General features: G+C 63.0%; 14 protein-coding genes and 1 pseudogene. 2 read left to right on the top strand and 13 right to left on the bottom strand.

Annotated features, from left to right (window positions below; genetic code table 11):
* Positions 1–351: 351 nt before the first annotated feature.
* The gene (locus tag FJY68_09885) at positions 352–1,161 is read left to right on the top strand and encodes a hypothetical protein (protein ID MBM3332137.1); all 810 of its coding nucleotides are present in this window, start codon (positions 352–354) and stop codon (positions 1,159–1,161) included.
* 59 nt (positions 1,162–1,220) lie between these two features.
* Positions 1,221–2,081: a hypothetical protein gene (locus tag FJY68_09880; GenBank protein MBM3332136.1), complete on the top strand. Its 861-nt coding sequence runs from the start codon at positions 1,221–1,223 to the stop codon at positions 2,079–2,081.
* Between the two features lie 372 nt (positions 2,082–2,453).
* On the opposite strand, the gene ftsZ is transcribed toward FJY68_09880, so the two are convergent.
* The 13 genes and pseudogenes from ftsZ to FJY68_09815 all read right to left on the bottom strand — a co-directional run bounded on the left by ftsZ (position 2,454) and on the right by FJY68_09815 (position 17,220).
* Positions 2,454–3,554 carry a cell division protein FtsZ gene (ftsZ, locus tag FJY68_09875; protein ID MBM3332135.1) on the bottom strand — a complete coding sequence of 367 codons (1,101 nt, stop codon included), beginning with the start codon at positions 3,552–3,554 and terminating at the stop codon, positions 2,454–2,456.
* Positions 3,555–3,698: 144 nt separating this feature from the next.
* A complete protein-coding gene (ftsA, locus tag FJY68_09870; GenBank protein ID MBM3332134.1) occupies positions 3,699–4,919 on the bottom strand; it encodes a cell division protein FtsA in 1,221 nt (406 codons plus the stop codon).
* A gap of 104 nt (positions 4,920–5,023) precedes the next feature.
* Positions 5,024–6,022 carry a UDP-N-acetylmuramate dehydrogenase gene (murB, locus tag FJY68_09865; GenBank protein ID MBM3332133.1) on the bottom strand — a complete coding sequence of 333 codons (999 nt, stop codon included), beginning with the start codon at positions 6,020–6,022 and terminating at the stop codon, positions 5,024–5,026.
* Positions 5,986–7,371, bottom strand: a complete 1,386-nt coding sequence (locus FJY68_09860; GenBank protein MBM3332132.1) for a UDP-N-acetylmuramate--L-alanine ligase — start codon at positions 7,369–7,371, stop codon at positions 5,986–5,988. Before FJY68_09860 ends, murB begins: the two co-directional genes overlap by 37 nt.
* Positions 7,356–8,420 carry a hypothetical protein gene (locus tag FJY68_09855; GenBank protein ID MBM3332131.1) on the bottom strand — a complete coding sequence of 355 codons (1,065 nt, stop codon included), beginning with the start codon at positions 8,418–8,420 and terminating at the stop codon, positions 7,356–7,358. The genes FJY68_09860 and FJY68_09855 overlap by 16 nt, the downstream gene beginning before the upstream one ends.
* Entirely contained in the window at positions 8,404–9,717 is a 1,314-nt protein-coding gene (locus FJY68_09850; protein ID MBM3332130.1) for a cell division protein FtsW, read from the bottom strand. The genes FJY68_09855 and FJY68_09850 overlap by 17 nt, the downstream gene beginning before the upstream one ends.
* Complete coding sequence (gene murD, locus FJY68_09845; GenBank protein MBM3332129.1) at positions 9,635–11,095, bottom strand: UDP-N-acetylmuramoyl-L-alanine--D-glutamate ligase; 1,461 nt, start codon at positions 11,093–11,095, stop codon at positions 9,635–9,637. The genes FJY68_09850 and murD overlap by 83 nt, the downstream gene beginning before the upstream one ends.
* Positions 11,092–12,162, bottom strand: coding sequence for a phospho-N-acetylmuramoyl-pentapeptide-transferase (locus FJY68_09840; GenBank protein MBM3332128.1), 1,071 nt, complete (start codon positions 12,160–12,162; stop codon positions 11,092–11,094). Before FJY68_09840 ends, murD begins: the two co-directional genes overlap by 4 nt.
* Positions 12,163–12,180: 18 nt before the next feature.
* A complete protein-coding gene (locus FJY68_09835) occupies positions 12,181–13,647 on the bottom strand; it encodes a UDP-N-acetylmuramoyl-L-alanyl-D-glutamate--2,6-diaminopimelate ligase (protein MBM3332127.1) in 1,467 nt (488 codons plus the stop codon).
* Entirely contained in the window at positions 13,644–15,464 is a 1,821-nt protein-coding gene (locus FJY68_09830; protein MBM3332126.1) for a penicillin-binding protein 2, read from the bottom strand. The genes FJY68_09835 and FJY68_09830 overlap by 4 nt, the downstream gene beginning before the upstream one ends.
* On the bottom strand, positions 15,448–15,756 hold the full coding sequence (locus FJY68_09825; protein ID MBM3332125.1) for a hypothetical protein: 309 nt from the start codon (positions 15,754–15,756) through the stop codon (positions 15,448–15,450). The genes FJY68_09830 and FJY68_09825 overlap by 17 nt, the downstream gene beginning before the upstream one ends.
* A gap of 842 nt (positions 15,757–16,598) precedes the next feature.
* Positions 16,599–16,769: pseudogene (gene mraW / locus FJY68_09820) on the bottom strand (16S rRNA (cytosine(1402)-N(4))-methyltransferase).
* Positions 16,684–17,220 carry a division/cell wall cluster transcriptional repressor MraZ gene (locus FJY68_09815; protein MBM3332124.1) on the bottom strand — a complete coding sequence of 179 codons (537 nt, stop codon included), beginning with the start codon at positions 17,218–17,220 and terminating at the stop codon, positions 16,684–16,686. Before FJY68_09815 ends, mraW begins: the two are co-directional and overlap by 86 nt.
* Between the last annotated feature and the right edge of the window lie 431 nt (positions 17,221–17,651).

Here is a 17,651-nt window from a genome sequence, read left to right as displayed (position 1 = left end):
CTCCTCCGTGCAGTTAACTCAGTTCATGCCATTCAGTGCAAGTGCCGTGCCAGAAGCGGTGGCCGTCGCCAAGCTTGACAAACGCAGGAATCACAAGACGTTGCGCTGCCATACCCCTCCCCTGCCTGATGCTTGCACCCCTGATGATCTGCAGCAAAATCAGGCAGCAACTTGCGGCATTGTTCGACTGCGGAGCACGATCCCGCTCGGCGCGCAAAGTGACCTCTCGGTAGCCTCTGAAAGCTGTTCCCGGAAAACGACGTCGTTTGACAACATCCCCTGCGGTCCCTAGAATCAGACAATCCACTCTCGATCTTGCCCGGCGCCGACTCGCACGGCAGTCCACCACCGATGAACTACACATATGCGTGTGTAGTCTACGCGCTCTTGTTCCTGGTTGCGTGGGCCATTGTCTTCGCCCTGGCACGCCGGGCACGCGCTGCCATGGTCTGGACCGGCGTCGTCTTTGCCCCGGCCGCGCTTATCTCTGAGCTATGGCACCTTCAAGACTACTGGCTACCCAATTACGTCGTGCCCGTGAGGATCGGGACGTGGCACTTCGGCGGCGTCGAGGACCTCGTCTTCGGTTTCGCCCTCGCCGGGATTTCCGCCGGGGTCTTTGAGACCCTGGCGATGCGACAGGGTCTTCCGAGTCTCCCCCGGATGACTTGGCGTGCCTACCTGAGGATGACGGGGCTCGGCCTGGTCGGACTGGTTCTCATAGCAGTGACCACCACACTCGTCCAGCTGAGGTCCATGCATGCGGCCACCGTGTCGATTACCTTGACGGCCGGGTTGGTGTTGGCGTTCCGGCCTGACCTCGCGCCCCGCGCGCTGCTGACCGCACTCGCTTTCGCCGGCTTCTTCTGGTTCTTCTACGCCGGCGTCATGCTCCCGCTCTACCCCGGCATGATTGACGCGTTCTGGATGCCACACGGCAACGTCGGCATCCGGCTCGCAGGCGTTCCACTGGAGGAGGTCGTCTGGGGGTTCTCCGCCGCGCTCTTCTCCGGCCCGGTGCTCCGAGCATGTGCGACACCGATGGCAGCAGGCCAGGGCGCCCCGGGCATGGCGAGTACGCCCACAGGCTGCCGAACAGCTCGTCTATGGTTGTCTGGTCTCGGGCGGCGGACGACGAGTGCGAACGAGCTTGACAGTTGAGAAGATTCCTCGCACCATATGGGTATGTTGCGAACTAACGCCGAAATGAGACCGGGTCGATGATCTGGCACTACCGTTGTCCGCAGTGCGCACACGCCCGCGAGGCCGCATGGGATAAGATCACCCACGAGATGGTTTGTCCCGACTGCGGGTCCGCGCACTACCCACCGACGCCGGGGCAGGACCATGCCGCCTTCGTCGGCGGAGAAAACTGGCCATCGGAGATGGAGGATGAGGTCGTCGCGCAGCACGGCAGTGCGTGCGCGGTACCCGGGTGCTATCGTGAGCACACGACCCTCGTGCCGCGGCTGCCGTACGCAAAGGGTGGCAGGTCGTCGGTTGAGAACTTGATGCCGGCATGCGCCGAGCACGCATCTGGCCGGGGTCAGGGGGACTACAACGAGTGGCTGGCCCGGTTTGCCAGGAAGGCTCCCGACATCGCCGCATCAACCATCATGATCACAGCCAATGACCGGTGTGAGATGCCTGCTCAGATGTTCGGACAGGTTATCGGCGTCCACCCGGTCGCCGGGCAGATCTCCCTTTCCGGCCCGTTTCCGTCAGGAACGCGCCTGGTATTCGCCGCGCCGCTGGTTCCAGGCCCGGCCAACCGGTTGGTGTTCTACTACGAGTGGAGACTCGACCCGGGAGAGTCATGTCGCGTGATCCTCGGCTCCTGGCCCAGGACCGGCATGCCGGCTTTCACCGAGGGCTTCGGCAGCACGAGAGGCTACACGACCAACGACCACCGCGCCGGAGCGTGCCAGGAGAATTCGGCCCTGCTTGAGATGGTCCTGCCCGACTCCAAGGACGAACTGTGGGTTGCGGCTGTTTGGGTGCAGGCTCAGTCCGAAGGCGCAATCATCACCAGCTACTATCTGGCTGCTGTCGTTGATCAGCCGGAAACCGACGCCTTCTAGAGACAGATCTCAATCCCGCTCCCGGAGTTGGGATTGCGGGTTGCCTCGTTGCAGTCGGGTCTCCGCTCTCTGAGTTGATTCCGTCCGGACATCTCTTCTTTCGCCTGTGCCGGTCCGGGTTTCATCAATTGCTGTCCGGAACACCTGACCCTGAGCTGACGCGGAGAAGCGGACTTCCACTATCATGAGAAACGACCGGGGCGGCCTGGAGGCCGCCCCGGGTCGGGCAGGGGTGGAGGCGTCACCCCGGTACGGAAATCCCTTTTCGCGGACGAGGTCAGAAGTCAGAAAACAGATACCAGAAGTCAGAAACATCCGCACTTCTGACTTCTGCATTCTGCCTTCCGGATTCTGACTTCGGCTGCATTCTATTCAGTCTATCTGCCGACGGATGAAGGTCGGGATATCCAGGTTGTTCCTATCAATCGACAGCCTGCAGTCCTTGCCAGCCGTCCGCTTCGCGGCCGGGAAGAGCTCCATTTCGGCCAGCAGGTCTGATACCTCGTCGACCTTGGGGAGCGGGTCGGAGAGGCCCGTCGCGATCATCGTCACCTTCATGTTGTCGTGCAGGTCCCGGTTACGGGCGGCACCCATGCGGACGTCGGCCTGACCATTGGTCGCATGGAAGATGGTAGTCGCGGCCTCGTCAACTTCCTTCAGAGTCATCGAGTCGTCTCCGGAAACGTTGAGCAGCACCTTGCGCGCGCTCTCGACCATCACGTCCTCTATCAGCGGGGACTGCAGAGCTCGATGGGCGGCTTCCGAAGCCCGACCCGCACCTGAGGCGATGCCTACCGACATTACCGCACCGCCGCGTTCCGACATCACCGCACGCACATCAGCAAAATCAATGTTGATGAGCTGTTTGGTGATAACGACCTCGGAGATGCCGCGAACTGCGTTCAGCAGCACGTCGTCGGCCAGGCGGAAAGCCTCGAAGCACGGCTTCTCGCCATACTCCGAGAGGACGCGCTCGTTCGGAAGTACGATGAGAGTATCCACGTGCGGTCGCAGGGCCTCGACCCCGTTTCCGGCTCGCTGCTCGCGCTGCCTGCCTTCGAACTGGAACGGCCGGGTGACCACGGCCACAACCAGTGCGCCGTTCCGCTTCGCGACTTCGGCCACGACCGGAGCCGCGCCGGTGCCGGTGCCGCCGCCCTCGCCGGCCGCGACGAACACCATGTCGAAACCGGACAAGGCCTCGCGGAGCTGCTCGATCGACTCGTCGGCCGCCTGCTTGCCGATCTTCGGATCACCTCCCGACCCCAGCCCGCCGGTAAGCTGGGCACCGATCTGGATCTTGTTCGGCGACAGGGACATGCCCAGCGCCTGCAGGTCGGTGTTAACCGCATGCAGCTCGACGCCAGCCAAACCTGCTTCGATCATGTGGTTTATCGCGTTGCACCCTGCTCCACCGACACCGAATACGCCAATTCGGGTCAAGTTCTTCTCTTCCCTCACCGGTTCGATCATGCGTTGCCTCCGTTCGCAGCTTTGCGGTATGCGATATCCGTTTCTCGACTCCCGGCCATTTGCCTCAAGAGACCACTTCGGGCGGCCCGACGATCGTCGCTCGTCACGCGACGCTTCCTCCGCCCTTCTCGCTCCATACGAAACTCAAGAGAACCAGCTTCTGACTTCTTCACCAACGCCGGACAGGAAGCCCGCCTCCGGAAACTGGCTTGCGGCCTTGCCTTCAACCCCGCAGCGGATCAGGCCGACAGCCGTGGCGTAACTCGGGTCACGGGTCACCTCAACCGGCCCGGTGACACGATCCGGACGGCCCAGTCGGACGGGCATGCCGAATACCTGCTCGGCGACCAGGTCGATCCCGCTCAGGCCCGAGCCCCCGCCGGTAAGTACTACCCCGGCAGAAAGTCCTTCGCCGAACCCGGACTTTCTCACCTCGGAATCAGCCAGGGTAAGTATCTCCTCGACGCGAGGCTGGATGACCGACGCCAGGAGCCGCCTCGAGACCTGTTTGGGTCCGCGGCCTGAAGCATCCTCTACCGAGATCGCCTCGTCCTTCTCGATCTGGGTAGCCATGGCTGCGCCATACTTACGCTTCAGTTCCTCGGCCTGCGGGAATGTGGTGCGCAAACCGATGACGATGTCCTTGGTGATGTTCACCGCCCCAACAGGCAGCAACTTGGTGAAACGGATCTCACCGTCGCGGTAGATGGAGACATCGGTGACCCCGCCCAAGTCAATCAGTACGATTCCCAGTTCCTTGTCCTCTTCGTCGCAGACTCCGTAGAGACTCGCGATGGACTGGAGGACGAGCGAACGGTTCCTTGATTCCAGTCGCTCCATCACCCGATACAGATTTTCGACCGCCGTTACCGCGCCGATGATGAGCAGGGCCTCGACCTCAAGCCTCACCCCGAACAGGCCGATCGGGTTCCGTACGCCCTTCTGGCCGTCCACGACAAACTGGGTCGGGACCACGTGGAGAATCTGCTCATCGTTGGGCAACCTGATAGTCTGCGCCTGCTTGATGACGTCCTCGACGTCTCGCGCGCTGATGCCTCGCGCCGGCTTCCGCACCGGCACGGCCGCGGTTCCGGTCAGGTGTTTGATGTGCTCGCCGGAAATGCCGACAAAAGCCGGGTATGATTTGAACTTCCCGCCGGCCATCTGTTCGCACTGCCTCGCCGCCGCTTCGACCGACTGCGCCGCTTTGTCCAGGTTGATGACGACGCCTTGTTTGAAGCCCTCGGGCGCTGCCGCACCGAACCCGACGATGCTCGTCTTGCCCGCGTGGTCCGTCTCGGCAACGATGCAGGCAATCTTGGTGCTGCCGATGTCCACGGCCGCGGTACGCCTTGCTTTCGCCATGCTACCTCCTAGAGAAGGAATCAAGGGAACGAGGCATCAAGTGCTCGAGCGCCGGGCCCTCTGTCTCCGCACGCCTCTGTCCCTTCGTCCTCTGCTGCCCGCCGCTATCTGCCATTCGCCACCCCACTCCCCGACGTCTGCGTTCTGATCTCTGCATCCGGACTGCTGCCTCCATTCGGTCCCGGAAGGTACTGCACTTCCTCTTCGAGCAGGATCCCGGTACGCGCTTCGACGGTCGCCTTGATGACTTGGACCAGTTCGTACACGTCAGAGAACTTCGCCCGACCAGTGTTAACGATGAAGTTGGCGTGCTTCTCTGATACTTGGGCGCCGCCGATGGCTCTGCCTTTCAAACCACACTGCTCGATGAGCTTCCCGGCCGGGATCCGCTCCCCGTTCTTCTCGGGGTTCCGAAAGAACGAGCCTGCCGACGGTTCTGTCGGGTGCTTCGCCCAACGCCGCTCACGTATCGCGGCCGCGGGCTCGGGGTTGCCCGTCTCGAGCTCCATCATCACTTCCAGCACCAGCAAGCCAGTCTCAATCATCGGCCGACGGTACTCGCGATGGATTTGCGTACCGGAGACAATGCTCTCGCTGCCTTCCGCGTCGAGTGCAACAACACCGGAAACGACGTCGCCCAGGGACCGCTCGAAGGCGCCGGCGTTGGAGTGAAGCCCGCCGCCAACCGTACCGGGGATGCCGGCGAGAAACTCGACACCAACCAGACCCTCCTTCTCCGCCGTTGCCGCAACCGCATCGAGCGCTGCACCACCGCCGCACACGAGTTCTGTCCCCGGTCGCCCATCCTCCGACGTCCGTCGCCTGACCTCGGCCAACTCCCCGCCGAGAGAGAACACGACCCCGCGCAGGCCCTGGTCAGACACCAGTACGTTTGAGCCCCGCCCCAAGAGCCACGTCCGCACGCCCGTTGTCCGACAAACCGACAGCACGCGCTCCAGCGCCTTTCGGTCACGAACGAGCACCCAGGCGTCGGCGAGTCCACCGACACGGAAGGTCGTATGCTGAGCCAGTGGTTCAGCGAACCTGACTTCGGCCGAACAGCCGGCTACTGCTTCGCCAAGATCTCTTCGCCAATCGTGCATACGTTTCCCGCTCCGGAGATAAGCACCACATCGCCTTTGCGCAGCTTGCCGGCAAGCACTCCTGGCACGTCAGCCAGTTCCGGCACGTAACTGACCAAAGGCCTGCCTGCCGCTTCCACGGCCCCGGCAATAAGCCTTGCGTCGACTCCCGGGATTTCGGGCTCGGATGCCGCGTATATCTTCGTCAGTATGAGTTCGTCGGCTGCGGCAAAGCACGTCCCGAACTCCTCGGCCAGCGCCTTCGTCCTCGTGTAGCGGTGAGGCTGGAACACGACCAGGATGCGCCGGTCGGGAAAGGCATGGCGCAGGGCCTCGAGGGTAACCCTAACCTCGGTTGGGTGGTGTCCGTAGTCATCATACACCACGATGCCGTTCTTCTCTCCAAGCTTCTCGAGGCGACGGTGAACTCCGGAGAAGACGGCCATGGCCTGCGCCATTGCTTCAAAGCCAATGCCGAGTTCGCTGCCGGCCGCAAACGCGGCGAGGGCGTTCGCCACGTTGTGGGTACCGGGTAGCGGGAGATTGAATCGCCCCACTTCCTTACCGGCGTAGAGCAGCGTGAAAGCGCTCGAAAACCCGTACAGCTGCACGTCCTTGACCCGGAAGTCGGCTTCCCCAATCCCCGACCCCTGGCCCCCGACTCCGTATGTCACCACCCGGCGCTTGGCCCGGTTCCGGATCGACCGAACTGCGGGCGAGTCCATGCAAAGGACGACCGAACCGTAGAATGGAACCCGGTTGACGAACCTGACAAACTCGCGCTTGATGTCTGCAAGATCATGGTAGACATCAAGGTGCTCGCGCTCGATGTTGGTCACAACGGCGATCGTCGGATACAGGGCAAGAAACGAACGGTCGCTCTCATCTGCCTCGGCAACGAGGTACTGGGACTGGCCGAGCTTCGCCCCGGCTTCGGCCCCCAGCACCCGTCCGCCGATGACGCTCGTCGGGTCGAGCCCGGCCCGCTCCATCAGGTGAGTGACCATCGAGGTCACCGTCGTCTTGCCGTGGCTGCCTGAGATCGCGACAGAGAACTTCATTCGCATCAACTCGGCCAGCATCTCCGCCCGGCGGATCACCGGTATCCCCTTCGCCCGCGCGCTGGCGAGTTCCGGATTCTCCGAATGGACCGCCGATGAATAGACGACGACCTGCGCATCAGCGCAGTTCGCTGCGTTGTGACCCGCGGCGACGCGGATTCCCGCTTCCGCCAGCTTCCGCGTGGTGTCGCTCTCTTTCGTGTCCGAGCCGGTCACCTCGAATCCCATGTTCTTGAGTACGAGCGCGATCCCTGACATCCCCACGCCCCCGACCCCGACGAAGTGAACCCGCTTCAAGCGGCCAAACATTCCTGAATCCTCCGGGCGATAGTAGAGGCGGCATCGGGTTTGGCGATCGACCGCGCCGCCGCTTCCATCTGCCGGCGGCGCGAATCGTCGTCCATCAAGGTACGGACGAGGCTGGTGAGTCCGGACAGGCGGCTTTGGTCCAGGACTTCGGCAGCGCCAACCGACGCCAGGTACTCCGCGTTGGCGTCCTGGTGCCGATCGGTGGCGTATGGAAAAGGGATGAGTATGGCAGGAACGCCAAACGCTACCAATTCGGAAAGGACCACGCCGCCTGCCCGGGACACGGCAATCGTCGCCTTCCGGTAGAGCTCCTCCGGATGGCTGGTGAACTCGACCAGCTCGCAATTGCTCGAACGGACGCGAGATCGAACGAAGTCATAGTCTCTCCGGCCGGTCAGGATCACGAAACTCAGATTCGACAGCGCCGCGGCCGCATCGAGAGCGGCGAGGTTTAGAGCCCGGGCGCCGAGGCTGCCGCCGATGAAGAGCACCGTCTTGCCGTCATCACTCCGTGCTCCCCGCGCTAGCTCGCGGCGGAGCGGGTTGCCGCTCACGCTGCTGATACCGGGGAGGGAATTGGCGCTGGGGAAGGCGAGGAACGTCTCGCGGGCCTTCGGTGCGAAGAAGCTCGTGACGCGGCCGGGTACGCAGTTCTGTTCCAGCAGGAAGTACGGCGTCCCGGCGAACTCGGTTGCGGCAAGCAGCGCGGCGGTCGCAAACCCGCCGGTTGCCGCAACTCCGGATGGCTTCACCCGGCGCAGAAGGCTGATCGCCTGCACCAGTCCGCGACACAGCAACCAAGCGGCCCGGGTCTTGCCGAAGATGTTCTTCCCATAGAACCCGGCCGATGCCAGCGCTTGGAAGGCAAAACCATTCTCCGCCGCGACCTGGCTCTCCAGCCTTGACTCCCTGCCGGCCCAGAGCACATCAATCCCCAGATCCCTCATCTCGATAGCGAGGGCAAGAGCCGGGAACACATGCCCGCCGGTTCCGCCCGCCCCCAGCACCACCTTCAAGACTCCGCCTGCATCATCACACTCTGCCACCAAATCTGCCGAGCACCAGCACCTTGTGCCGGGCCGGCGCCGAGGCGGGCCCGAACCGCAGCACGCTGCTGCGTGAAGGTGGCGGCAGGTCTACTGCCACTCTGTTCCGCCGGTAGCGAGAGATATTCAACAACAGGCCGATGGCGGACAGGTTCGAGAGCAGCGCGGACCCACCTGAAGAGATGAAGGGAAGCGGTTGACCGGTGGTAGGAATCAGACCCAGGGCAACGGCGATGTGGACAATCGCGTAGAGAAAGATGGTGATCGAGACACCCGCGGCGAGGTTCTGCCCAAACGGGGTCCGCGCCTCGCTGCTGATCCTCATCCCGTAGAGGAAAAGTATGAGGTAGAGCAGGCAGACTGCGACGCTGCCGATGAACCCGAACTCCTCGCCGATTTCGGCAAAGATGAAGTCGTTGTACATCTTCGGCAGGAACTGGAACTTCTGGCGACTCTCGCCCAGGCCGCGGCCAAAGGGCCCCCCCGAGCCGATGGCAATCAGCGACTGCTCCTGCTGGCGATGCCTTCCGGCCCGGAACCTGGCCAGCCGGTCACGAGCGTGCGGAATGCAGGTTACAGCGAGAATGAAGAGCGCGACTCCGACCGCCACCGTGATCAGAAGACGTGACCACTTCACGCCCATGACCACGAACAGCGCCAGACTCCCGAAGGCAATGATGAAACTCGTGCCCACGGCCGGCTGCAGCAGTGTCAGACCGACGACGCCCAAAACGACCGCCAGGGGCAGCAGGAACCCCCACAGAACGTGGTGCTCCTTGCCGAGTTCCTTCAACGAGTCAAAGTAGCCGGCCAGCCAGACGAGCAGCCCATACTTGGCAAACTCGGCCGGCTGGAAAGTGAACGGCCCGATCCGCATCCAGCGCTGGGCGTCCTTGAACATGAACCCAACCACGAGGGTAAGCACCAGCGCGGCGACGGAGACAGTAAGCACAACCCACTTGGCCTTGCCGTTCCACAGGGTGTAACGCAACTTCGCTCCCAGCAACAGTACCAGGAAGCCGGTGGCCGCCCTCAGTCCCTGTGATGTCAGGAAGGCGATGCCCTTGTGGCAGGTCGTCGCGTAGACCAGTGTCACCCCGATGAGGACGAGGGTCACGACCACAAAGAGCACGGTCGAGTCAATCGGAGCCGATGGCCTCTCCGGCCGGCGCGCTCCCTGCCACTGTCCGACCGAAACACCTGAAGCCAACCTGTAACTAGTCAAGCCTCTGCACTTCCTTCCGGAAGGCCTCACCGCGGGCCTCAAAGTCCCGGAACTGGTCGAAGCTCGCGAAACCAGGCGCGAAGAGCACTACGTCCCCGGCCTGCGCCTTCGCCCGGGCCGCAACCAGCGCTGCGGGGAGATCGGCAAGTACGTCGAAACGCCGAAACCCGAGAGCGCTGAGTTCTCGCGCGAGACGCATGCTGCTCTCACCGACCAGAAGAACCCATGTCGCGTGCCTCTTCATCGCCCGCACATACTCGGCTGTCGGCAAGGCCTTCTCTCTTCCCCCGGCGATCAGGATGACTCGCCTCGCTCTCTTGCCGCCGGAAGAAAGCCGCTCACGCTGGCCGGCGACCGCCTCCAGCGACTTGGCACCGGCAGCCGGATTGGTCGTCATGGAGCTGTTGAAATAGTCCACTCCGTGCAGCCGACGAACGTGCTCCATCCGATGCGGCAGACCGGCGAATGTCCTGAGCGTCCGGCGAATCGGGGGCAGACCGACTCCGAGCAGTCGTACTGCGGCGATGGCCGCAAGGGAGTTCTGGATGTTGTGTGCCCCCGGAAGCTTCACTTCCCGAGCCGGCTGCACCTTGTGGCCGTCTGCCCAAATGCTCCCATCTGCCAGGTACGCATCCACGTCGCGGTGCCGCATGGAGAAGAAGTGTTTCTCTGCTCCACCGCGAACCCTGGCCGCATAGACCAATGGGTCATCGTGATTGAGGACTGCGTAGTCCTCCTGGTCCTGGCGGTCGAGGACCGTGAGCTTGCAGTTGGCATACCGACGTACCGTGCCATGGCGATTGAGATGGTCGGCAGTGATGTTGAGAATCACCGCGACCTTCGGCTTCAACCAGCGCGCCCTTTCGAGCTGGAAGCTCGAGACCTCGACGACATAGTAGTCCTTCGGTCGCGCCAGCAGCGCTGCCGAAAGCGGCTGGCCCGGCGCCAGATTGCCGCCGCAGAAAACGCTCTTGCCGAAACCCTCAAGCATCCGCGCAATCAGAGCAGTGGTAGTCGACTTGCCATTCGTGCCGGTGATGGCGATAATCGGGCCACGCACGAATCTGCTTGCCAGGTCGAGTTCATCGACAACGGGGATCGAACGCCGACGCAGGGCCTGAACCAAAGCATGCTTGTCGCTGATTCCCGGACTGACGACCGCCCACTCGACCGTGGCCGCTTGCGGCTGCCGCGTGACCTTCATGCCCGCCCGCTTGAGGGAGGACGCCGCCGGTGACGCGAGGGCCTCAGGGTTCTCGTCGAATCCGACAACTCTCGCTCTTGACCGCAGCAGGAACCGGGCAACTGCTCTCCCCGAACGCCCGAGGCCTATGACAAGCACCCTTGTGCCTCGCAGGGACAAGGGATTCGGGGGCTCAGGGAGTCTGGGAAGCTGGGCTGTAGCCCTGACCCTGCAATGCCCGACCCCCTGAACCTGTCCCTTTCTCTTCATCGGATCTTCAATGTCCCCAGAGCTGCCAGCCCGAAGAGTACGGCGAGAATCATGAACCGGGTCACGACCTGCGGCTCCGACCAGCCTGCGAGCTCAAAGTGATGATGCAGAGGGGCCATGCGAAACAGCCTCTTGCCTCCTGTGGCATGGAACCAGGCAATCTGCAGGAGCGTCGACCCGGTTTCCATCACGAGCACGCCGCCGACTATCGGCAGCAGTATCTCGTGCTTACAGAGGATGGCAGCAAGACCCAGGATGCCTCCCAGGGGCAGTGACCCGGTGTCGCCCATGAAGACCTGCGCCGGCCAGGCGTTGAACCAGAGAAAACCCATACAGGCCCCGACGATGGCCAGACAGAAGATGGTCATCTCGCCGCCGGTCGGCACGAACATGACATTCAGGTACTGCGCGAGTTTGTAGTGGCCGGACACGTAGGTGAGCACGCCGTAGCTGCCCAGCGCGACGATGACCAGGCCGGCCGCCAGACCATCGATGCCGTCCGCCAGGTTCACCGCATTCGAGGCCGACACCATCACCAGCATAACGAAGGGAATGTAGAACCAGCCGAACTGGACGATCACATTCTTGAACAGCAGCACGTTGGTGGTTGAGCGGTTCGCCGGGTCCACCGGGATGAAGTAGAGCACCGCCCCGACGAAGAAGGAGAGTGCGAACTGGCTCACAAGCTTCACAGTCTTGCTCAGCCCGCGCGGTCTTCTGAGTCTTACTTTGACGTAGTCATCGATGAACCCCAGCAGACCCAGCCAGGTCGCAACCAAGAGACCCAGTTGTATCTGGCGGTTCCTCAGATCGGCAAAGAGCAGGACGGCAATGATCCCGGCCGCAAGTATCAAGACGCCACCCATCGTCGGTGTGCCGGCCTTCCCCTTGTGGCTTTGCGGGACCTCGTCACGCACGTTCTGGCCGATGTTCAGCCGCCGCACCAGCCGGATGAGGGGCGGGCCAAGTAAAAGCACCAGCACTATGGCGAGACCGCCTGCAGCAGCGGCCCGGACGGTGATGTACCTTACGATGTTCAGCGGACCGAACGCATCCCGCAGCGACATCAGCCAGGCGTAGAGCACCTAGACCATCTCCTGCAGCAACTCGCGGGCGGTTTCGCGGTCGTCGAAATGCTTCCGCTCGGTGCCGACGATCTGGTAGTCTTCGTGGCCCTTGCCGGCAATCACGACCGCGTCGCCGGGCTTCGCTTCGATCAGTGCCCGGCGGATTGCTTCCTTTCGGTCCGACTCCACGGCCTTGGCGGCCGAACCCATGCCACGTAGAATCTCGTCGATAATCGCCTGCGGGCGTTCGCCGCGGGGATTGTCGGACGTGACTAATGCGGCGTCGGCAAGCTGGACCGCCGCCTCGCCCATCAGAGGTCTCTTGCCGCGGTCGCGGTCGCCGCCGCACCCGAACACGACGATAACGCGGCCGGCTGTGAATTCACGCACGGTTGAGAGCACCCGGCGCAGGGCATCCGGCGTGTGGGCGAAGTCCACGTAGACCCTGAACGGCTGCCCGGCATCCACCGGCTCCAGACGGCCGGGAACAGCCGCCAGCGTCTCTGCGCCCGCGGCCATCAACTCCGGAGTCCAGCCAAGCGCCTTGCCGGTGCCGACTGCCGCCAGCAGATTCGACAGATTGTGCCGACCGATGAGCTTGAGCCGTACCGGCCAGGTCCTTGCGTCGACATTCACTTCGCAGTCGAGACCGTCCGGCCGCACGCCGGTGACCTTGCCCCAGATACCGGGTGCAGGCTCCAGGTCGGGCCTCGTACCGTAGGTGATGACGCGGGACTTGGTCTGGTGCGGCACGTCCCTTCCCATGGCATCGTCGAGATTGGTGACGGCTGTCGCGCTCGGAATCAACGCGGTGAACAACCTCATCTTGGCCTCACGGTACGCGTCCAGCGTGCGATGGAAATCCAGGTGGTCCTGAGTCAGGTTGGTGAAAGTACCTACTTTGAAATCGAGGTCGAAGACGCGGTCGAGCGCGAGCGAGTGCGATGATACCTCGGCGATGCAAAGCGGGATCTGTTTTTCCGCCAGCCGGGCGAGCAGCTGCACGAAGTCAAGGCTCTCCGGCGTGGTCTGGCCGGCACGGACCGTATCGCCGCCGTCAAAGTACTCGATCGTCCCGACGAATCCCGGCTCGATGCCAGCCTGCCTCGCCATCGACCGCACGAGGTAGGCCGTGGTTGTCTTGCCGTTTGTTCCGGTAATGCCGACCAGGCTCAGCTTGCGGGCCGGGAAGTCGTAGAAGCGGTTCGCGACCTGTGCCAGGAAGCGGCGCGGGATCTTGGTCTGGACCACGGTCACCCAGCTCTTGTGTACGCTATTGACATCGGTCGTTGCCACTGCCAGCGCGCCGCGGTTAACAGCCTCGTCAATGTACTGCTGCCCGGAGACCCTGAATCCCTCGATCGCCACGAACAGGTAGCCGGGTTTGACTGCGGCCGAGTGATAGGCTATGCCCTTCACCTCCAGCGCCGAATTGCCCAGCACCGTGCAGGGGACACCCTTGGTCAGATCTCCGATTCTCTTCATGACCTGCCCCGGCCCACCTCTGCCCCGGCCAGCAGCCCCGGCTCTCTGCTCCGCATTCTGTCCAGCAGGATCAGGCTCTCGCCGATCTGCCTGAATACCGGGCAGGCAGCAGTCCCGGCGAAGCGGATGGTCTTCGGCTCGTCGATGAGCACGGCAATGACGTACCTGGGCTGCTCCTTGGGAAAGAAGCCGACGAATGTCATGCGGGACTTGGTCCTCGAGTAGACGCCGCCCGGCTCGACCTTCTGGGCGGTGCCGGTCTTCCCACAGACTGACACGCCCTCAATCTGCGCCAGCACCCCGGTCCCCTCGGTCACTACCCGCTCGAGGATGTCCTTCATCCGCCGCGCGTTCTCCGGCCTGATTGCCTGGCGCAGTCGACTCGGGCTGAATTGCCTCACCGGCGCCGCGGAGGCCGACAGGCGCAACAGCCTTCCCCAGGAGCCGAGGCTCGCGCTGTGGTAGCCCTGACCGGACAGCGCCGGCCGCGGGTGCCCGGGCCGACGTACCGCATCGATGAGATAAGGCCTGAGATAGGCGCCGTCGTTCGCCACGCACAGGTAGGCGGCGGCGAGCTGCAAGAGCGTAACGGTCAAGCCCTGGCCGAAAGCGACGTTGGCGAAACGCAGCCGGTTCAGCTTCTGAGGCGGATCGATCCACCCGCTCCCCTCATTCGGCAGGCCGATACCGGTCGCGTTGCCGAATCCGAGAGCCCGCGCGAGTTCGTAGTACTTCTCCGGGCGGAGCTGCATGGACAGGAGCGCGCAGCCCGGGTTCGACGACTTGATGAACAGGCCGGCGAAGTCGAGCACCCCGTTCTTGTGCACGTCGCGGATCTTGTACTTGCCTATCTGGACAAACCCCGAAGAAACATCAAAGGTCTGCCTCATCAGCCACTCCGCATTCGGACTCTCCAACGCCGCGGCACACACGACCAGCTTGAACGACGACCCCGGCTCAAATTGGTCCGACAGGGCGGCGGACTTGTACGTTTCCTTGGGAAACGCCCCGAACCGCATCGGGTCGTATCCCGGGTAGTCGGCCAGCCCCAGGATCGAGCCCTTGGCGGCATCCAGGACTATCGCCGAACCGCGCAGCGCTCCGCATTCCTCAACCTGGCGCTGGAGAGCATCGTAGCATATCTCCTGCACGTCCAGGTCCATGGTCAGGTGAATATCGAGGCCAGCGACCGGTCGCTTGGTCGGGAAGCTCGGATACGGGAAGGCCCGGCCGATCGCGTCCTTCTGGAGTTTGACCCAGCCCCCGCGTCCGCTCAGCACGGAATCGTACTCGAACTCGAGCCCGGCTCGGCCGCGGTCGTCGCCCGTGAAACCGACGACGTTCGCGCACAACTCGCCGTGCGGGTAGACCCGCACATAATCGTCGTCAACGTAGGTGCAGTTGCTGAATTGCCGCTCAACCAGTACCCGGCGCAGCGAGTCGCCGACGCTGTAGTCCACGTCGCGCCTGAACCAGAACAGCCGGTTGCGGCGCTGCAGCTCCAGCGAGACTGTCTTGCGCTGGGCGAGTCCGAACTCGGCGAGTATTCCGGCCAGGGTATCCTTGTTCCGCGCCCACTGCGGCAGGATCCGAATCGAACAGCAGGACCGATTCAGAGTCAGGGGCCGACCTTTTGCGTCATAGACGCGGCCCCGCGTCGCGTGCAGGTCGAGGGTCTCGCCCTGCTGCCCCATCGCCTGTCGCTCGTAGTGCTTCCAGCGTCCCAGCTGTATGTATCCGAGAATGACGAGCAGGCCGGTCCAGACCGCGGCGAACGCCGCGACCAGTACTTTGGTCCGACTAATGGGCCGCCGCATCCGCCTCCGATTGTCTCGCCATCGCCACTACCTGCCCTGCATCGATCTCCTTCTGGTCTCCCTCGGCGGCCGGCCGTCCCTGCGCGACCCAGAGCGACTCCATTCTGGCGAACGCGGAGAGCCGGACAACCTCAGCGTCCGCTCCCTCCAGTTGCTCAGTCAGCAACTGCCGTTGCGTCTCCAGCCGGGAGATGTTGCGCGTCAACTTCACGCTGTAGCTGAGCTGGTACAGGTACGCAACCGCTAGAACGCAGAGCACGAAGACCAACACGATCCGTCTCAACATACTCACGACATCACCTCTGCGGCTCGAAGCCGGGCTGACCGCGAGCGGGGATTCCGTGCCACCTCCTCCGGGGTCGGTAGGATCGGCTTCGGCGTCAGTATCCGCAGCTTCCCGGCAATCCTGCCTGCTCGCAGAAACAGCTTCACTTCCTTGTCCTCGAGCGAGTGATAGGAAATGGCAACCATCCTGCCGGTCGGAGCGAGCACTTCCAGCGCCGCAGCCAGCCCCCGCCGGATGTTCTCAATCTCGTGGTTGGTGACGATTCTCAAAGCCTGGAACACCCGCGCCAACGCCCTGCGTGCGAACCGGGCCGGCATCGCATCCCTGACCGCACTGACCAGGTCGCCGGTCGTCTGCAGCTCCCTTCGCCTCTCGTGGATGACACGCGCTACTCTCCCGCTCATCGGCTCCTCGCCGTACGCCCGGAACCAGTCACGCAGCGTCTTCTCCGACGAACTGCGAATCAAGTCCAGTGCGGTCGGGGTTTCGGCGGTCTGGTCGAATCTCATATCGATGGGCCCGTCGGCGTCGATAGCGAATCCTCGGGAACCGGACGTGAGCTGGTACAGGCTTGCGCCGAAGTCGAACAGCACCCCGGTCACGGGTGCAAGACCCCGCTCGCGCACCAGCGCGGGCAAATCGGCGTAGTTTGCGTGAACGATCTCAACATTGTTGAAGTCACCCAGTTGTCTCTTCGCCGAGGCCAGCGCCTCGGTGTCGCAGTCGATGCCTAGTAGGCCAGAGGACCAGCCACCGCGGCTCTGACCGTCCTCTCGCTGCGCTGTCGGCCGCTCGCGTCCGTCGGACGCTCTTCCGTCGCGCTCTCTCTCGTTGCTCGCGGCGAGGGCCTCGAGGATCGACCGCGCGTGCCCGCCTCCGCCCAGGCAGGCATCGATAATGACCCCGCTGACCGGCTTAAGGTATTCGAGAACCTCACGGGGCATTACCGGCTGATGGTACATTGTGTTGGGACAGTCCGCCCGGCACGGCGGCTCTTTCTTCGGTCGCTCGTCTACCATCAAGCCTCTTAATAAGATCGTCGTAAAGCCGGCTGTTCTGGGCCACGTACTCGTCGAACCGTGCGGGGCTCCAGATTTCGAAGAACGGACCGAGACCGACAAATCGTGCCTCGGCGCCGATGCCTGCCATGTCGGTGAGCTTCTTCGGCAGGAGCACCCGGCCCTGCGCATCAAGCTCTATCTCGGCGGCACCCGGCAGCCACAACCTCCGCAGCACCAGATCTTGCTCATTGTAGAGGTCGAGATTCCTGAGCCGCGTCACGTGCACCCGCCACTCGGGCCGGACGTGCGCTTCGATGCACCCGCTGGCTCCGCGCAACAGCACCACCCTGTCCTCGGTGCCGGTTGGGAAACTTCGCCTGAAACTCGAAGGAATAGCCACGCGATTCTTGGTGTCCACAGCATGAGTGTGGTCACCAAGGAAGAGGAAATCGTAGCTATCTTCTACCACATTTCACCACTTAGCTTCAATCTGGCTTGATTCTATACCCACCTGTCTCCCACGTCAAGCAATATGTTGGCCACGTTCGATGCATTAAGTGGTTGAAAATGTTAATCTTATATCTATGGTGAATGGCCAATGTGCCTGAAGCCGCTCCAGGGTGCAGCCGAATGGCGGCAACCGGCCAACCTGTGACCGAGCCGTGACTTGACTGGTCTCAGCCTATGTGAGATGCCATCGGGCCCGGTGCGAAGCTTCACTGCACGCACAGCAGCGACTGCCGGCGTCAGGTCGTGACTGTCTCAGGTCCACGTGAACGCTCAGTCCAGGAGCATGTCCCTCGGTTAGTTGAAATTCCTAGCGGCTCCCACATCACTTTAGGCAACTCTCTCTGTTGCGTCAATTTCTTTCGGTGACGCGGACCGTTCCAGTGCACTCCG

It is taken from the genome of candidate division WOR-3 bacterium (assembly GCA_016867815.1).
GTDB lineage: Bacteria > Hydrothermota > Tepidihabitantia > Tepidihabitantales > Tepidihabitantaceae > UBA2258.
The sequence above is the reverse complement of the archived record's forward strand: the minus strand, read 5'-3'. Positions and strand labels throughout refer to the sequence as shown.

Bases quoted from the DNA above. Each gene is read 5' to 3' on its own strand.
- FJY68_09860 (MBM3332132.1), bottom strand. From the start codon at position 7,371: ATGTTTGGCCGCTTGAAGCGGGTTCACTTCGTCGGGGTCGGGGGCGTG.
- ftsA (MBM3332134.1), bottom strand. From the start codon at position 4,919: ATGGCGAAAGCAAGGCGTACCGCGGCCGTGGACATCGGCAGCACCAAG.
- FJY68_09880 (MBM3332136.1), top strand. From the start codon at position 1,221: ATGATCTGGCACTACCGTTGTCCGCAGTGCGCACACGCCCGCGAGGCC.
- FJY68_09830 (MBM3332126.1), bottom strand. From the start codon at position 15,464: ATGCGGCGGCCCATTAGTCGGACCAAAGTACTGGTCGCGGCGTTCGCC.
- FJY68_09840 (MBM3332128.1), bottom strand. From the start codon at position 12,162: ATGTCGCTGCGGGATGCGTTCGGTCCGCTGAACATCGTAAGGTACATC.
- ftsZ (MBM3332135.1), bottom strand. From the start codon at position 3,554: ATGATCGAACCGGTGAGGGAAGAGAAGAACTTGACCCGAATTGGCGTA.
- murD (MBM3332129.1), bottom strand. From the start codon at position 11,095: ATGAAGAGAAAGGGACAGGTTCAGGGGGTCGGGCATTGCAGGGTCAGG.
- murB (MBM3332133.1), bottom strand. From the start codon at position 6,022: ATGCACGATTGGCGAAGAGATCTTGGCGAAGCAGTAGCCGGCTGTTCG.
- FJY68_09885 (MBM3332137.1), top strand. From the start codon at position 352: ATGAACTACACATATGCGTGTGTAGTCTACGCGCTCTTGTTCCTGGTT.
- FJY68_09835 (MBM3332127.1), bottom strand. From the start codon at position 13,647: ATGAAGAGAATCGGAGATCTGACCAAGGGTGTCCCCTGCACGGTGCTG.